Origin of the sequence: Bacillus yunxiaonensis, from assembly GCF_037104695.1 — a bacterium.
In the GTDB taxonomy this organism is placed as follows: Bacteria; Bacillota; Bacilli; order Bacillales; family Bacillaceae_G; genus Bacillus_A; species Bacillus_A yunxiaonensis.
On record NZ_JBAWSV010000001.1, the window covers coordinates 848,642 to 866,574 of the forward strand.

The 17,933-nt window shown below is 31.1% G+C and carries 14 protein-coding genes, 1 tRNA gene and 1 pseudogene; 5 read left to right on the forward strand and 11 right to left on the reverse strand.

From position 1 onward, the window contains the following. Positions 1–169: 169 nt before the first annotated feature. Positions 170–307 (forward strand): annotated as a pseudogene (locus WAX78_RS04255) (hypothetical protein); the annotation flags it as partial. A 115-nt stretch (positions 308–422) separates the two neighbouring features. After that, a complete protein-coding gene (locus WAX78_RS04260; protein WP_336481025.1) occupies positions 423–1,484 on the forward strand; it encodes a DUF3900 domain-containing protein in 1,062 nt (353 codons plus the stop codon). A 386-nt stretch (positions 1,485–1,870) separates the two neighbouring features. On the opposite strand, the gene WAX78_RS04265 is transcribed toward WAX78_RS04260, so the two are convergent. Both WAX78_RS04265 and WAX78_RS04270 read right to left on the reverse strand, forming a co-directional pair. Continuing rightward, positions 1,871–2,179 (reverse strand): hypothetical protein, encoded by a 309-nt coding sequence (locus WAX78_RS04265; protein WP_336481026.1) that lies wholly within the window; start codon positions 2,177–2,179, stop codon positions 1,871–1,873. Positions 2,180–2,212: 33 nt separating this feature from the next. Next, positions 2,213–2,800: a hypothetical protein gene (locus WAX78_RS04270; RefSeq protein WP_336481027.1), complete on the reverse strand. Its 588-nt coding sequence runs from the start codon at positions 2,798–2,800 to the stop codon at positions 2,213–2,215. Between the two features lie 557 nt (positions 2,801–3,357). Between WAX78_RS04270 and WAX78_RS04275 the strand changes: the two genes are divergently transcribed. Next, positions 3,358–3,424: transfer RNA gene (locus WAX78_RS04275), tRNA-Val, on the forward strand. A 250-nt stretch (positions 3,425–3,674) separates the two neighbouring features. On the opposite strand, the gene WAX78_RS04280 is transcribed toward WAX78_RS04275, so the two are convergent. Together WAX78_RS04280 and WAX78_RS04285 are read right to left on the reverse strand one after the other, a co-directional pair. Continuing rightward, the gene (locus tag WAX78_RS04280; RefSeq protein ID WP_336481028.1) at positions 3,675–4,142 is read right to left on the reverse strand and encodes a hypothetical protein; all 468 of its coding nucleotides are present in this window, start codon (positions 4,140–4,142) and stop codon (positions 3,675–3,677) included. 275 nt (positions 4,143–4,417) lie between these two features. Further along, positions 4,418–5,113 (reverse strand): hypothetical protein, encoded by a 696-nt coding sequence (locus tag WAX78_RS04285; protein WP_336481029.1) that lies wholly within the window; start codon positions 5,111–5,113, stop codon positions 4,418–4,420. Positions 5,114–5,917: 804 nt separating this feature from the next. On the opposite strand from WAX78_RS04285, the gene WAX78_RS04290 reads away from it, so the two are divergent. Next, the gene (locus tag WAX78_RS04290) at positions 5,918–6,172 is read left to right on the forward strand and encodes a hypothetical protein (protein ID WP_336481030.1); all 255 of its coding nucleotides are present in this window, start codon (positions 5,918–5,920) and stop codon (positions 6,170–6,172) included. A 386-nt stretch (positions 6,173–6,558) separates the two neighbouring features. On the opposite strand, the gene gajB is transcribed toward WAX78_RS04290, so the two are convergent. Beyond that, positions 6,559–8,622: a Gabija anti-phage system protein GajB gene (gajB, locus tag WAX78_RS04295; RefSeq protein ID WP_336481032.1), complete on the reverse strand. Its 2,064-nt coding sequence runs from the start codon at positions 8,620–8,622 to the stop codon at positions 6,559–6,561. A 2-nt stretch (positions 8,623–8,624) separates the two neighbouring features. Further along, on the reverse strand, positions 8,625–10,688 hold the full coding sequence (gene gajA, locus WAX78_RS04300) for a Gabija anti-phage system endonuclease GajA (RefSeq protein ID WP_336481033.1): 2,064 nt from the start codon (positions 10,686–10,688) through the stop codon (positions 8,625–8,627). Between the two features lie 865 nt (positions 10,689–11,553). On the opposite strand from gajA, the gene WAX78_RS04305 reads away from it, so the two are divergent. After that, positions 11,554–12,624 carry a GTP pyrophosphokinase gene (locus tag WAX78_RS04305; protein WP_336481034.1) on the forward strand — a complete coding sequence of 357 codons (1,071 nt, stop codon included), beginning with the start codon at positions 11,554–11,556 and terminating at the stop codon, positions 12,622–12,624. Positions 12,625–12,811: 187 nt separating this feature from the next. Here WAX78_RS04305 and WAX78_RS04310 read toward each other — a convergent pair whose 3' ends face one another. The 5 genes from WAX78_RS04310 to WAX78_RS04330 form a co-directional block, all read right to left on the reverse strand. After that, on the reverse strand, positions 12,812–13,483 hold the full coding sequence (locus tag WAX78_RS04310; RefSeq protein WP_336481035.1) for a DUF2971 domain-containing protein: 672 nt from the start codon (positions 13,481–13,483) through the stop codon (positions 12,812–12,814). A 227-nt stretch (positions 13,484–13,710) separates the two neighbouring features. Further along, positions 13,711–15,177, reverse strand: a complete 1,467-nt coding sequence (locus WAX78_RS04315; protein WP_336481036.1) for a hypothetical protein — start codon at positions 15,175–15,177, stop codon at positions 13,711–13,713. A 188-nt stretch (positions 15,178–15,365) separates the two neighbouring features. After that, positions 15,366–15,581 carry a hypothetical protein gene (locus tag WAX78_RS04320; protein WP_336481037.1) on the reverse strand — a complete coding sequence of 72 codons (216 nt, stop codon included), beginning with the start codon at positions 15,579–15,581 and terminating at the stop codon, positions 15,366–15,368. Positions 15,582–15,738: 157 nt separating this feature from the next. Then, positions 15,739–15,864 (reverse strand): hypothetical protein, encoded by a 126-nt coding sequence (locus tag WAX78_RS04325; RefSeq protein ID WP_336481384.1) that lies wholly within the window; start codon positions 15,862–15,864, stop codon positions 15,739–15,741. Between the two features lie 78 nt (positions 15,865–15,942). Then, positions 15,943–17,664, reverse strand: coding sequence for a hypothetical protein (locus tag WAX78_RS04330; RefSeq protein ID WP_336481038.1), 1,722 nt, complete (start codon positions 17,662–17,664; stop codon positions 15,943–15,945). Between the last annotated feature and the right edge of the window lie 269 nt (positions 17,665–17,933).

Consider the following 17,933-nt stretch of genomic DNA (forward strand, 5'->3'; position numbering starts at 1 on the left):
GGAAAAACGTTATAATAGCCATACGGAAGGAAAAGGTACCCTGTCATAATGGGTTTCCACCATGTCGGCCATCCTCTCCCGTATATACAGTATGATAGGTTCAACCAATTTATCCCGCTATTCCCAGAAGTAAGCCCTCCACCTTATTTCCAGGTAGTGGCGGCCGTGTAAATGCGCTAGAGAAGTAAACCAACTTCAACAAGTTATAGAACGTCAATCACGCCGCTTACATAGACTAATTCAATGTCTACGCGTTGTTGAAAACAAATTAAACCTTCCATTTACAGCATACGAAAATGAATTTTAACATGTAAAACAAAAAACTAAGAAAGAAAGGACCTCTCCTCTCCTTCTTAAATTGACGAATGTTTTCTCCATCTCTATACTGAAAAGAGTTAACGAAACGAAACAAGGTGATAATCATGGATTTTGAAATCAATTTTCTCTCCTTTTACGTCGTACAAGTAGACGGACAAGGTGAACAGGCAGATAAACGCTATAAACATTTTCAAACGTTAGATACAGAAGAATACGAAGACAGTCCGCTAAAAGACTTTCTAGACGGTGAATTATTAAAAATCTCAAAACGAAAAGTAGACCGTCATCCCAAAAGCGAACAAGTACCAACAAAAATCGGCCGCTTTATCGTTGAAGTTGGACATGAACTAGATTCAAATCCGAACTACAACCTATTTAACCGCATCCGCTTTGCAGAAACGAAAGAAACATTCAAGGATGTAAACGAACCGCTCGTTTATACATATATTGATACAAGCGCTGTACGGGGCGGTGTATTTCTCGTTGCTCAAGCAAAGCTTCGCAAATACTTCGACGATCCGTTCGTCTTTGTGATGAAATGTGACTTCGAGCCAAAAGTCGCTTCTATCTCTGATGAAGCAACACTAATCCGAAACGTCGAAATGGCAATCACAACGAAAAACATGAAGTCGATTCAATACCCATACATGCCAGAAGAAGGCATCGTAGAAGTTGGCGAACTAAAAATCCACCAAGCATCACACGCCCGCTACTTCGAAGACTTCTTAAAATTCGTAGAGTACGAACGTTCCATGCCAGAAATTATGAAAACACAAGTAATGGATATGGTATACGACCAAATTGAAGATGTATTTGAAGAAGGTACAGAAGAACGGGAACAATTTGACCAAGCAATGGAAGTATGGGCAGCGAGTCCAAAGCGTGAAATTATGGAACATTTCACAACGGAAGAAGTAATGGAAGCTACGGCGCAAATTGTGGAGCATACTCCTGAGATAGAATTAAAGCTAAAAGCAGACCATATTTCTGTGAAGGCATTGCTTGCGGATTTTGGAGACCAGATTCATATCGCGAAAGTTAATGATAAATATGTATTGATGATTGAGGCAGATACGCTTACGTTTGAAAAAGGGTTCTCCCCTATTGAGTTTTTGAAGCCCGATGAGCTGGAGAAGGTTGTAGAGCGGATTGCGAGGAAGTTGTGATTTGAGTACATTTGTGACCAAAAAGAATTAAATAATACGACCCTATTGTTTGTACTATAAGGTTTCCATTCAATTAATCATTGATATTCAGATACTCATACTATTTTGCAATAATATAAAAATAATAAAAGACTATGGATAAATTTATTATTCGTAGTCTTTTTTATTTACAAGGGAAATACATACGTCTTCCAATTACCATAGCATAAGCAAACTTTTGTATTATATAGCATCTCAATTTCAAACTTTAACTTTTCGTTTACCTCTTATCCTACTTTGATTTGGAGTATTACACACATACTACAGGCTCTACTTAGTATGGTTCTCATCATCCTATCCTTAGCCCAATATTTTGCTACGATAGTCTTTTTCATTTGGTCATTCATTTATCTACCATCCCATCTTCTTGAATAGATTTTTAAACCAATCTTGTATGCAATCCATGTAGCAAGAGCAATCCCTACCATTGCAAAGAATTTAGGGAATGTCCATATTAGAAGCAATAGTAGAGGAATCCATATGAAGAGCAATGACAGGAATCCTAATATAGTCTCCCCTGTATCGCTCATCGTGCTTCTTTTTCTCGATACTCTTCCTCTTCTCCGTCTGCTAGGCGCTAAATTAATGCTAATACTTTTAGTTATGTTTGGGTTGTTTTTGTCTGTAGTCACGTATATGCCTATTTTTCTAGTCATTACTCTTCCTCCTATTACTCGATTTGGCGACTGCTAGTACCTTACTAGTCTTACAGCTACTTGAGTCTTGATTTTATCCCCATTAGAGCAAGACCAGTCGTTAAATACATGGCTCTCTAAAAACATATCTGCAGTAGTTTCCCCACTAGGGTTGGATGCGAAGAAATTACCTTCTCGACCTGCAGTAATCAATTGGTAGTCTCCTGCAGGGAAATCTTCTCCTACGACATATTCCCCTGCCTCTAGTGCTATAAACCCTCCTTTATCCTGTACCTTGGGCATTGGTTCACGGATACAGTGATTGTCTACCCAAACTCCGCTCATATCTTTTTCACAATCATACTTGTTGTCATAAGGGTCATTAGCATTGTCGTCAGAAGTATCATCACGAGTGTTGTTATGAGTATAATATGATGAGTTATCTTCTTGAACTTGTTGCACATTAGAATCATGTACAGCCACCACTGATATAAGTATCAAGATAGCGACAACCCAAAACAATGCCCACAACAATATTTTTCGTCCCAATTCATTTCTTGCTTCTTTCGCATCCTCCTTGGCGTTCCCTTTCAGAATCCAAACGAGCAAGCAAGCTATTAAAAAGGCTAATACTAAACTCATTACGTATTCACTTCCTCAATCTTTACTCTGGATTGCTTTCCCAATTAAATTATGATGGCATCACCTCTTCCTTCAAGAAATCTAACTCATAAGCGCTCATCTCTTTTTCAATTTCATAGATTTCAAAGCTTTTATCGCGATTCCCCTTAAATTTCCTATATTAATATATCATATTTTTAATCCATAACTTACAAAATGTAAGATTCTAATTCGTACCATTGTTCATAACTTCCTCTTTCAAGAATCCTAATTCATAAGGTTCTATTTCTATTTCGGCTTCACGCTCTCATATTTCTTCTCGGACACTCAACATTTCCATACCATGTGTCTGAACCAACCTATGCTTATTCTCTCTGCAAGTCCCCCTCTGATTGTGAAAACTATCGCCCCTCTACACAAAAAAGGAATGAGTCACCCCATTCCCTTTACCATTATACAGCCAGTTAAGAACATAAATTTGTGGTCACAAATGGTCACAGAACTTACAATAACCACTGCTTTTTTAATAGAATTTCACTTACATAAATCCATGAAAATGCCTTTAAATCAACGTTTGCCCCGTAGCTCAGCAGGGAGAGCGCCACCTTGACAGGGTGGAGGTCGCTGGTTCGAATCCAGTCGGGATCATAAGAGAAAACCCTTGCAGCGCAAGGGTTTTTGTTATGTAACAAACCAATACTTATTGTTAATAACTGGATTTTTTTGCTTGCTGGTCAAGATTTGGTCAATAACTCTTTTTGGTCAACGATAACAGAGAGGCTGACCACCTATGCTTTATACCAAAAAAGCAGGGGATCTTAAAAAATCAATTTTTTCTTTTTTCCCCTTTATCACTTTCGAGTATTATTTATCTTGTTTAAAATTTAAAAAATCATTACTTAAATTTATTAGTTATAGTCTCAATATCATTCGACAAATTAGGTGTTTCATATGTCACCAATAACTGTGATGGATATTGGTGATCATATAAATTCTTTTTTGTTAACCATCTTTCTGCATATTGCTGATTATGTAGCATTCCTACATGTTCTAAGTAATAAATTTCATCATTTTTATATAACGTAAAATCAGGATATATTTTTTTGCCATTTGATATAATAAGCTCTTTTTCATAGTCATATTCAATACCCGAAGCAAACAGCATGTTCGCAATAATTACTTCTGACTTTGAACGAACATAGTCACCTTTTTGCGTTGCATAGATTTTATTCAGCTCCCATTTATTCACACCTAGAAATTGAGCGATTTCTTGATGTAACTCAAGAGAGTTTTCTGTTCTTTGAATGGTATAAACAAAGTAATCTAACTGCTCATACTTAAACTGTTTTTTCTTATTAATCATTTCTTGTAATTCTGTTTCAAACTGATCAATTGTCTCTAAATTTGATTCAATTATAAGAGATTTTCCTAAACTTCTTTTAACAATACATTCACTATTTAAAATAGTTTCAAATATAAGCGTTGCTAATTCGTTTCCTTATATTCGTTCAGATTACATGATAAGAAAGATAGGTAGTCTTGTATGGCATATTTATAGTTTTCTTCGGTTAATTTTCTTTCCTTAGCTTGTTGATATAGTTGTTGCAATTGGTTAAGCTCAGTGTCATCAGGGTCATGTTATATTGGGGTATTTTGCAGTCTCTTTTTTTCTTTGAAATAAAGACAATCAATCTCGTCCATAAGCTTTGTTAAGGTGTTATATCGCAGCACCACGAATTTCATAAGATCATCAACTTTAACCTTTTTGGTGCCACCGTATTTTTCTTCAGCTCTTCCATTGTTGGAGTAAAGTCTAATATAAAATTCTTCCTCGTTAAACCTATTAGATGACCAACTACTAAAAAAACGAACTCCCTTACTAAATCCTTTAAGTTCAACCTCATTACCATTTACAGCATGAACACCAAACCAAGAGCGTATCTCCTTAAAATACTTCTCGTCTGTATTATTTCTATTGAATTCTCTTGCGTTAAAAATACTTTGGTCGTCAATATATGGTTGTTTGACATTAGTAGCCTGTCCTATAGCTAGCCATAAATGATTAACCGCTTCGACTACCATATCAATAGTAACTAAGAAATGAGTAAATTTAAGGGAGACAAGATTCATGTTTGAATTCTTTTCAGGTTTCTCTATTCCTTCCACTGAAACAGTTAACCAGTCCAAACAGGAGCAAATCTTACTCCAAATATCCTTTCCTTCTATATTATTTTTGGCTTTATAATCAACAAAATAAAGTCTTACAAACTCGTTCTGTTCATGGACCTTTCTTCTGAAGTCATATATTATCTTAGGATCAAGTTCAGGAACCATACTCTTTTTCCAGTCTCCTTTCTATAAAAAATCCATACATCTAACTATATTATAATTTTAATTTAAACCACCTTAGTTGAGATTTACAAATGAAAATTGTTTAATTGCAAATTCCCTTATATTACCAATAATCTACTTCCATTTGTATGTATTTAAAGTTTGTTTCTTTACCTTCGTCATTTTATCTTCTAAAAATCGCTCTAACAAATACTCTTTGTAGAGAATTTTATTTGGCTGTATATATGTTCCTAATGTTAGTGGTTGTTCTAACTCTATTATGAAGAGCAATCAAGAGGATATTACATTTGATTGTCCTTAAGTTTTCCATAATGAAAATAATATTCACATCTATTCATCCTAAATAGAAGCAAAAAACAATGGTCCCTGCTTCTTATTTTAAAACAACCTACAACACACCAAATATCATAAATATGCAGTGTAAATAAATTTACAATGTTATCTCTTCTAGATTGAAATTGGAATGTTTTAAAAAATCCCTTAATAGTGTTGTATTAGATTCAATTTGTACAGAAAGGAAAAGAAGGAGGAATTTAAAAACGCTTCTTTGATTGGTGTAGTGTTTGGGAGTTAATTAATCAGTATAATCTCTAAAAATTTTGACTAACTTATTAAAACTGAAATAGTTCAAAAAATATGCAAACAAAAATTGAAATTGAGATATAGAAGCCTACAAATATAAAACTTCTTGTAGAGCCTATGAGGCAGGGAATATTTTGGAATAGCTAAATGAATAGTTTGACGAAATAGGAATTTTATGTGCTAATTTTGAGAGGAGTGGACATAATGAAACAACCGAAAATAAAAATATTTGGTCAAATATACAAAGTAATACAAATTGAGTTTGATAAAAAAACAGGTCTAATCGAAAAAATTGTTTATCAAGTAAATGAACACCAAAACAAAACAGTATTTAGAGGGAATGAAATGATAACTAAATCATTAACCTCTAATTATAAAATTCAAGAACCAACTCGTCATCCTTTTCATGATTATGCTTATGCACCTGATCTAGAGTGTCTACTTGTACAAAATAACTAATGATGAACTAGATAATCCAATTATATTCTATATCAAAGAACAAATTTTTCTTAGAGAAGCTTAACAAACTGAAATATTTCTATTACTTATAATACTGTAATTATTTTTTCTGCACCTAAAATTACATGTAGGCATCCTCTTAAATAATAAACCTAGTCCTCGATTTTCATTTTTAAAACTTTTGCTCAGATGTTATAAAACCGCTCATAATTAAATATTATGAGCGGCTAACCAATAGCAAAAATAAGATTTTGAATAATAAAATAATACATAAATTTAATAATTAAACCTAACGAGTGAGATGTTTCTTTGTAAAAAGATTAAGAGTGTTTTTTATGACGATTCCCATCAACACAACTTTTTTTATTCATGAAAAATATCTTCATTCAATTATTACCAAAAAGATATACCTCCCCAAATATTTCCTTAATTCCAATTTCAAAATTGGTAACATCATCAATATATATAACTCTTAAATTCTTAATAGCTCTAGAGCAAGAAACATATAACAAATTCTTTATTTTTTCCAAATTTCGCTCCCCCTCACCTTCCAATACATCTGAATGCAAGGAATTTTCAAAAAAGAAATTAAAATAATCTCGATTTCTTCCAAAGGCATTTTCCATAATAATAATAACATTGTCAAATTCGCGACCCTTTGTACCATGATAGGTATGATAAATGACCTTCTCTTCCTGTTTATCTATAATAAATTTATACCACAAGTCATACTCAGCAATATCAACTTCTAGTATTTTTTGTATAGTTACGTTTGCATGATCAATATCATCATCTGATATATTGTTGAATAACTTTCCTATAAGATAATTTTTAAATAGTTCGAATGTGATATTTTCAAAACCAAAAGTCCAATCTATTATTTTTTTATAATTCTCATCATTAACTTGAGAATAGACAGTTGATATTGATTCTATATATTCTCCTAATGTTTTCCCTTTGTGTTCTTTTAATGATTTAATTAACTTTTTCAAACCTTCTATACTCATATCATCAAATAAACTTTCTTTAGGCGAAATATCAATAACTGAAGTCGTTTTATTTAAAAGATTATTTTGTAACCTAACTATATTAAATAATAACTTAGGGATTTCACCAAGCTTAGACAAATCATTACTAAAAAGCTCCGTATTAAGTTGATTATAATTAATACCTTTATATTTATCTGTTTCTTTAAAAGCTTCATATATGTTTTTAAAACCACTATATTCTGCAACAATCTTATTAGTTAAAACTAGACAATGTAGTTGATTTTTCGTAGTTATTTTCCATTCATGTATATACTTATCTAGCAAGTCCTTAACATTATCTGAAGTCCCTTTATAAAACTTTACACTACCACCTTCACAATCATCATAAATTGATATTTGCTGGATGTTATCATTTCTAATTTTATTTATAACCTCAATGACTTCTTTTGTAGATCTTCTATTAAACACTTTATTTATTGGGTTTAAACCTGAGTGAATTTTTGTTATTTTACTTCCTACTCCACCATCATAAATATTTTGAGCAGTATCACCAAAATAACCTATAAAAATGTTATGACCAATTTTTTTTGCATATTGCTCTAAATAACTCATTATTAACACAACTTTTTCATCGGTATCCTGATACTCATCAATAAAAACAAAAGGATATTTATCAATGATTATCTGCTTTAACAGGTCATATTTCTCAATTATTTTCAAACCATAATCTAACAAAGTATCGTGGCTTATTCGCATTTTATGAAGCTGATCGCTATTATAAATCGAATTGTACTCTACAGATTTATACCCTTTTTTATTTGAGATTATATTTTCATGGCATTTGCTATACCTATCTAATTTGTAAATAGTATTTACTAGTTTTCTAAAATGGCTAACATTTTTTAGTATATCAGAGTAATCATTTAAGATTGTTTTAAATACTTTTTTTAACTCTGCTGCTGTAACACTATAATTTTGAAAGAATAATTCTTTATTCTCAATCATTATTTTTTCAAACTTCCCCTTTAAACCATCTTCTAATTCTTGGTATTTCTCGTATTCTTTACCTATTTTTAATTTTTGTTTTAAATTTGAAATTTCATCTTCCAATTTTTCTTTATGTATCTCAACTAATTCTTTTTGATACTCTTTAATAAGTTCCCAAATTCTTTCATGTATTGTAGACACTAATACTAAATCTGTGTTTCCTAGTCTCTCTTTTACTTCTTTAGTTGCAACATTCGTATATGTGATACAAATAATTTGTTGATTATGTTTTTTTAAGTTCTTCTCATAATTTCTTATTACATATTTCAAACTTTCAATAAGAGCATATGTTTTTCCAGCACCAGCACCAGCATTAAAAATGATACTTTCACTTTTATCAATAGAATTAAAAATTGCATTTAATGACTTTTGCTCTTCTTCTCTATTAGATAGAAGTATTTTAGATAAACTCATTCTTATTTCTCCCCTTCTAATTTTTTGGTTAACCATGAAAGTCCACTATCAATATATTGTGGCAGGGAAGGAATTCTTGTCTCTTCAGTTTCAATTATAAACTTGTAGAGTAGCTCATTAGCAAAATCGCTTTTATTATTTGATAACTTTCTTTGAAACTTATACGAATTTTCCTTAATATTATTTAAATTTTTATTTTCACCTGTAATGTCTTCATAAATCTTAGGTTTCATTTTTTCTAGTACACTATTTAAAAGTTCATTTTCGTAATTGGTTAAGATAAATGCCTCTTCAAAGCTTGTTGCATAATATCCTTTAATTTTACCCTGATATGCAATATACACATTCTCGATTTCAAACTTCTCATGTTGTAGTTCCTCTAGCCTATCAGAACCACCATTATACTTTTTAATTGTTTCATTAGTTGTTAACCTGTCTTTTAAGCCAGAGATTTGTTTAAAACTTTCCTTTTCTTTGTCAGCTCTTTTTATATCTAAATCTGTAATTATTAAAGCTGGTACTTTTAGGGCTTTAATTAAATCGTGATAAACTATTCCATGAGCTCCATCAATATTGAAAACTGATATATAGTATTTATTGAGCTTATCATTACTATCAATATAATATTTAAGAAGCGTTTCTTCCGTCACACCTTCAACAAAAATAATGGCATCTGAAAAGAACAATTCAGAAACTTTATACTTAACATGCTTTTTTAGAAATTTAAGATCATCCTCTCTTTTATGAGTATTGGTTTCACTTTTAGGGATGATTATATCATCATGCAAATTCACTACATGAGTATGATGATTTTTTATGGTAACGTAATTTATATTGTTAAAAGTATTGCCACTATGTATTTTACTGTTCAGTATATGTGACGAGTGTGTTGTAATTACCAACTGACTATTTACGTTCTTATTTTTACTTTTTAATAAAGAAGCAATTGCTTCATTTATATTTTTTATAAATAACTCCTGCATTTGTGGGTGCATAAATGTTTCAGGCTCTTCAATTGAAATTACATTAACTTTACTGTTAAATGAGTTTTCTGGGTATTTTTCCATATAATCAATTAAATCTGCTATTATCATCATCAAATTTGTATAGCCTAAACCAAATTGATTCTCAGGTATGTTCATATCACGTTCGACATATTCATATTTGATTAAATTATTCATCACCTTTTGAAAGGTCAAATCTGCCCTTAAAAGTACTTTAAGTTTTTCGTTTGATTCAATTTCTCCTAAAGATTCGTTTATACTATGTGTATGTTTTTCACTAATTAATTTAGTAAGTTCTTCATTAATATCACTTATTTTCGAATTAAGGTCATTGCCTTCTTCTCCAAATAAGGATTTGTAACGATATTCAATTATTTTACTAAAAGCTTTTGAAAGACATTTTTCACTTTCAATGTTATTTGCTTTAATTGGTCTCAATTCAATTAAATTTTTTATGTTAAAATTATCTATTTTATCATTATCTGCATTATAGTAGTTCGTTTTAAAGACAGAATTGTTTATCAATTCCAAAAACCCACTAAACCGAATACTTGAATTGTGATTTTTCTCTAATAGTTTTTTCACATCTCTAATAAAGACTTCTTCATTTTCCAGTTCTACTTTTATACCAATTTCTAATTCAGAATTATTAATATCATCTAATTTCATAAAACGAACCAGATTGGTAACTAAATCATTGCTATTATCTTCAATTCCAATACCTATGTTAAATTGAAGATACGGTGTTTCAATTCTCTCTTTTGATTCATCATCTAACTTTAGAATTGCTTGTTCATACTGATCTAGTAGTTTTTTTAAGTATAAAAAATTAAAATCATTTGCTTTAAAAGCGTCTTTATTATTAATAAGATTATCTAACGCTTTAATAATAGTTGTTTTTCCACAGTTATTCTTTCCTACAATTAAAGTAGTTGTGGGAGCAATGTTTATCTCCTTTTCACTTCTTTGTTCTTGAAAACTTTTAGCATCAACAAATTCTATCTTATTGTTATCCATTCCGAATTTTCTAAAGTTGTAGATTTTTAAACTTTTTAAATACATAAAGTCTTCTCCTATTCTTCTGTTATTCTATTAACATTTTATTCACTACCTCACTCGTTACTGCTTCACTATCCGACAAAAAGTCAATTTATCTCAAAACCATCTTTCGCTCAATCTTGAAGTATTCTTTCTTAAAAATATAATAGCTCCAATATTACTCTAAAATATCTGTAAATTAAATTCATAATTCCGACTCAATCCATAGAATTATTTACCAAAATTATACTAGAAATTCTCTGCTATTAAACAAATTCTCCAAAAAAATTGTAAAATAAACAAAAAAATAAGCGAATACTATTTCAGTCTTCACCAGTAAAAAAATAAATAAGAGATTTTACATAAATTTCATTTAATTCAAATAACCATCTTAATATATTATTTTTTATATCAATCAAAAACTAATTTTGGACTTGTCATAACTTATTGAAATTTGGTCAAGATTCCGGTCAAGAAATTTCATTTTTCTACGTTACAGGATTTGCATAAGAAAACATAGAATACTCTGTAAACCCTTGATACAACTAGCTTTACGCTCGACATTCCCGAAACGTAAAATATATGTTTCTTATCTTGACAGAGTTTGATTCTCCCGGGATCATACACGCTTGCTGTTACTGAATTTGTTAAGAATTCAAACGGTAATAAAATATAGTGGTTGCTGGCAGACACGCTATACAATCGAAGAACCACTTTCTTCTAGTCTATAAACTGGAAAGGAGGTGGTTTTTCACCGTGTAGAGAATACAAAATAAACAATGCAATAAGAAACAAACAAAATCAAACTTTTAAATGATAGCTATTTGAATCAATTTTATAATATTGTATCCTTATATTAAGAATTAATTAGATTTAGAGGGGGATTATAGTGAGTACAGAAAATCTGATATTAACTGAATATAAAAATCAAAAAGACCTTCATAAAGAGTTTTGTAAAGAGATACAAGGGTTACTAAGAACTATTCTAAAACAAAATCAAATTAATTGTCATTCTATTGATTCAAGAGTAAAAGAAGAAAGTAGCTTGACTGCTAAAGTTGAAAAAGGTGGCAATAAATACAATACTTTAAATGATATTACAGATATTTCTGGGATCAGGGTGATTACATATTTTTCTGATGACGTAGATAAAGTAGCTAAAATTATACAAAAAGAGTTTGAGATTGACGAGGTTAACTCTGTAGACAAAAGAACCATTCTAGATCCTGATAGATTTGGTTATTTATCATTGCACTATGTTATTAAATTAGATACAACAAGAATTTCCCTAGCTGAGTACCAGAGGTTCAAGGATTTGAAAATTGAAGTTCAGATTAGATCTATTCTCCAACATGCCTGGGCTGAGATAGAACATGACTTGGGATATAAAAGTAAAAATTCAATACCTAGCGTAGTAAAAAGGGATTTTTCAAGGCTAGCTGGTTTATTAGAATTAGCCGATCAAGAATTTATTAAGATAAGAGAAGAATTAGTAAAATATAATGAAAATGTTAAGAAAGAGATAAAAAATACACCTGCAGATGTATTAATCGATAAAGTAACGATTCAACAGTTGTTAGATGATAAGGAAAGCGTTATAAATACAATAGATCTTGAAATGTGTAATATCACTAATACAAAAATAAGTACTTATCAGGATCTTGATAAAGAGGTTAAAAGATTAAAATACCTTAATCTTAATACGATAGAAGAAGTTCAAATGGCACTTCATCAACACAAAAAACAAATTCTAAAAATAGCAACAGCTTGGAGTCAAGAACTAAACAATATGAATACTCTTAGATCTGGAATCAGTTTATTTTATTTAGCATATGCTATTCTAGGTACTAGCGGATCCGTAAAAGCAGTGGAAAACTACCTTAATGTATTCGAACTTGATGCAGAGGAAGAAAGAAATAGTATAGCTACTGAAGTCGTCAAATTATGCAAACACTCTTAAAAGTGTATGGTTAATTAACACCTGTTATCTCAAATTAAACCGCAGTTACTCATCCTCAGTGCTATTTTTTAAATTCATTTTTTTATTTGTAATTAAATAATGTTTATAAAAATATGCACTAAATTTTAGAAAAACCAGTAAAAAGCTAACCAGTTTGGTTAGCTTTTTTATGTTTATTATGAGTTAGTTAATATAGAAGCTTATCTAGACAAACTATTCCTGCTAATTGTTTTACTATATCTGGTTCTATTTTATCCATAAACTCTTGGTACTGTTTACTGTCACGAAGTAATACTGTGGTGTTATTATAAAAAAATTTCAAACCGTTTGTCTTTATTCTCCACTCCCTTTCATGTGTCCAATCAGTAATATTAGCACCTCCAGTTAATTCAAAGTCTACAATACGCCAATATTCATTTTCAGGTAAAAAACATTTTGCTATCTCTGTTTTTTCATATATAACTGGTCGAACTCCTAGGTTAGGAATAGGCTGCTGAGTAACGCTATCCACAAGTTGATAGAGAACTTCTTTTGGAAGAGAAAGACCACATGGATAGTAACGTAATTTCACGAAAGGATTGACTGTACTTTGAACATGCCTTTCATAGTCTTCAATATGATTAATTGCATTTTCAGCTATGGAATAAATCGGTGCTTCTTGAAAACAAATTACCTTCTCATTACCCACGATGTACCCTTTTGTACTTCCTTGAAGCGTTCCTTCTCTTAAAATTTTTATTAGCACATCAGTTGCCTCGAGATTATTCTCAGGCTGTGGACGAGTTAAATGTGTTAAAAAACCAGTTAAGTCTGTACGTTCTTTGTAAGTTTGTTTCCATGTAGTAGGAGTGTACGCCATATAGATCCCCCATTCTCAATATTAACACCCGGAATAACGGAATAACTCTCGCAACATGCCATTTTTGTATTTGGAGAAGATTCTCCGTGATAAATCCACAACAAATACAAAACATCCTCTGCACTCTACAATAAACTCTCTGTAAGATCTATGTACTCGTTTCCTTAAAATAACATCTAATACCTTAAGAAATATTAAAAAAGGTGGAAATCCACCTTTTTTAATGTCTAGAAATTAATTCCTTCTTCGGTCCAAGTTTTACAAACAAATTTGTAGCGATTACCTTTAGCATCTGTTTTATTATTAAAATCTTCGATTAGGTTAACTACTCCATCAGCAAAACTCTCAGCCAATAAAACCCCTTCAGAAGGTTCAATCTCATCATCTACCGCACCATCCCAATACATTAGCAGTTGATAAAAAGCCTTCATATCAGCAGAACCCTTTTTTGCTTCATACAAAACTACTTCCGTGCCATCATAAACATAAAGGTCTACCCTAACTGGAGTTTGTCTTATTCTAAAGACCTCAAACTCATTGTCAATATGTTTATCTACAGCCCTAGTATGTCTTTCTTTTTCTTCCTTAAGCTTTTTTACAAGTTCTCTTTCACTAAATTCCTTCGATAGCTTTTCAGGAGGTTCCGGCATCACACTTTTTACCCATCTGAATAAATCTAGTAACTTCTTATCTCCTATGCGAATTCCATTTTTAGAAGTTCTTGTTTTTGGCAAATAATCAGGATTATTTGAAATGATATTTACTTGTGCAAGGAAATGATTATACTTATTATGTTGTTCCACCCCCCACACATCAGTAAGCAGATTACTCTCCAGAAGTCTTCCATTAATTCTAACTTCTAAACCTGACGTACTCATGTTTCTCTGATAATGTCTGGATGATATATCATTAGCTTTTATCTCACCAAATTTAAACTCGATATCGACGTCATTACCATCCAATGATTTTTTTATCTTTCCCTCTTTAGGATCATAAAGACCTACCCAATCAGGAGTTATTGCTGCTACTGGTGAGTTATAATTCACGGTACTAGATAGTATAGTTAGTGCTATTCTACCTTCTTTTATGATATTAGAGTACACATAGCCTAAATCCCAACTTAAGAGTTCCAAGCATTTATGTACACCAGGATTACCTCTACGGTCCTGAATTAATGTATTAAAAAGTTCTCGTGAACATTCAAACTCAAACATTGTTCCCGAACCATTTAATCTTCCAGGCCAAGGACTAGTCGTAATACTAACAATCTCTTCCTCAATACTAAAGTCATAAGGTGCTTTTACAACCTTATACTGTCCATTACTTAAGTCCGCTTCCGTACGCGTATATATAATCCACCTATTGTTTTCTGGATTAGCCGATGCAAGGGCATGTTTAAATCCAAATCCATGTTCATTTAGCGGGGTCTGTCTATTAGATGTATCCCCTAGTCTTAAAGCTGCCTCAATATTTTCGATTCCACTCCCACAGTCTTCTATCTTAACTCTTATAGTGTTAGTAGTATTAACTGGTTCAATATTGATAATAGCAGCTCGAATCATCGACTTATTTTTATCATAATTCGAGATAATGTTATCTATAAACTCATAAATAATTTCAGAAAAAGAATCGAAGTGCCCACCGACTCCTTTCCAAAGTGCATCAGCATATGGAGAAACATTAATTCTTGTCATTTTCCTCCTCCTAATATTTAAAATATCTATCCATTTATTATATCGTAAAATTTACCATTTCTATATATTTATTGCTATTATCTAATTACCAATTTTTCTAACTCCCCTTTTGTTAACCAAAATTTTTTTCTATGCAACATTCTTTGGCAATTGGAACATATCATTACGATATCCTCTATTTTTGTTTCTCACCCCCACTCTTCTCCCGCTGATACCGGTACTGAAAGATGTTCTTCAATAAAATTATCCACTAAATAACCATATTGTTCATAAAAATCAAATTCACAAAATAAACGTCCCTCATTTTCACGTTTAAATTTTTCCTTTGCTAGCCCTATCACTTTTGGATTACCTTCTCTAAAGATATGCTGTCTAAGTGTTTTATTTCCTTCAAAAAATACCATGCCGCCTTCTTTTACGATAGTATACAAACTAGATAACACGTTATAACAATAATCAACACGTTTTTACTAGCTTTCCTAATTTATTTAAATAAGGACTAGAGAGAAACAGCACTTTTTTCATGAAGCGCAAGGGGAATATAGGTTTTTGTTTTTAATTTTAGAAATACACCTTAAAAATTTTCGTAGTAGGGTTGGAGAAAGCTGAAATTGTTACTTCTGATACGCCATACTCGCTGCTTAATTGTTTTACAGGTTGTCCCGAACGATATAATTCAACTACCATTTTTCAAACTTCTTGTTTGTCATATGGACACTTCCTCCTTGAAATCCATTGTAAGGAGGAGGTATTCATATGACTATACTAACTCCACTGTGATTCTACTAACTTCACAGTATTATAGATATTAACATGCTCTTTAACTAAACTTATAACTGTTGCTATATCCTCGTCTGTAATTACATGTAATGTGTCCTTCACTAAAGCAAAAAAAACTCTAAAAAGCATATCTAGTTTTCCACTATTTATTACTTCTTCAACTTCGTTTTGTTTTAACTGTTCTATTGCTTTCCATAATTCCTCTTTATTCTCTATCTTCCCTATACTTAATTTTGAACAAATATAATAGTAGTCTAGTTGAGGACATATTTTCATGAGATATAAAATTGCATCATATACATTTAAATAATCCGACCACTTCATATAAATCTTTGATCCCAGGGAATACATTCTTTGAAGACTTTCAACAATATTCAATAACTGACTTGCAGAAACTTTTTTGTTAATATCATAATATTTATCATTACTCGTATATATTAGCTGACTCACCTCAATACTATTTTTTCTTTTCTTGAAAATAGAACCTCGTGACGGGGTAAAAAACATTTCAACTATCGGTATTAAATCTTCTACTAACCATCTGTAGGTCTTTTGCACACTCCAAAGTTCCTTTCCAGAAATACTCATATAATCCGAAACCAACCATACCCTATCATTGGAATTATACCAGCTATAACCATCATTATTATCTGCTATTGGATAAATAAAACAACGATACTCTCCTGTGTTTTTATCATATACCTTTATCATGCTCCCATGTGCATCAAAGATGTGCCATTTACTATCACCTTCTGCATAATCATGTTTCTGAATAAATAACATAATTTTCTCAAAAAGTTTCGATGGAATACAAATTAATTTATAATTATTTAGATCGTGTACCATTGGATAAAAGCTATTCGACTCAATTTTATTTTCTATCTCTTTTATTGCTTCAATATAGTTTTCTATAAAAATATCAATAGCCCTTATTAAATGCTTGACCTCACCTAATTCTAAATTAAATACACATCCACCGATAATAATACTATATGTTTTTAATTCCTGATTTAAAGTATTTTCCATTATATAAGGTCTCATTGAAAGGGTTAAGGGAGTTTTATAACCTCTATACAAGGTCTTTAATATCTCTTGATGTGAAAGACTTATATTAACTTGACGTAAATAAAAACTATTAAAAGTAAATAAACAACTTCCTTCTCTTTCCTCCAATCTAGGTAAATGGCCTGATATTCTAACACTATGAGAATTGACCTCAACACTTTTAGTAAATTCACTTTCAAATTTTATTACTTCATCCCCAAAGTCTACTTGATAACCTTTTATTTGATCCATATATTCTTCTAATGTTATTTCTTTATTTTGAATTGCTTCTCTAATCGCCTCAATACTTAAGGCATATTTTTTCTCTTCATGAAATTTAGCTATTTCTCTCTCAACTAACTTTTTAATTTTTCTCGCTTTCATTAAATTTAGAATTACTTGTTCAGAGGGAAGTTCTTGATTACTTTTTTCTCTATTCCATGCTCGTAATACCGGTCTCAAATTTTCTAATCCGTTCACATTAAAATCTTCTGGCAAATCGTATATTTCTATCTTCCCTTTATTTTTAAAAGTATCAACAGAAATAATATGATCAACTTCCATATCTGTAATATTTTCGATTAAGTTTTTTGTGATTTGACAACGGCGGTTATAAGCTGTCCAAATTGCATAACGAACAGCAGGTTCATTTTTAAGAGACATAATTCATTATACTCCTTTTCTAATATATTAATTTTATAATACCACTTCAATTCATTAACAAAAATGATTGAATTAAAATCATCAAAAAATATAAAACAGACCTGTAACAGTTGGTCAAGAGTCTGGTCAAGAAATTTCATTTTTCTACGTTACAGGATTTGCATCCAGAAACATAGAATACCCTATAAACCCTTGATACAACTACCTTTCCGCTCGATATTTCCGAAACATAAAATATATGTTTCTTATCTTGACAGGGTGGAGGTCGC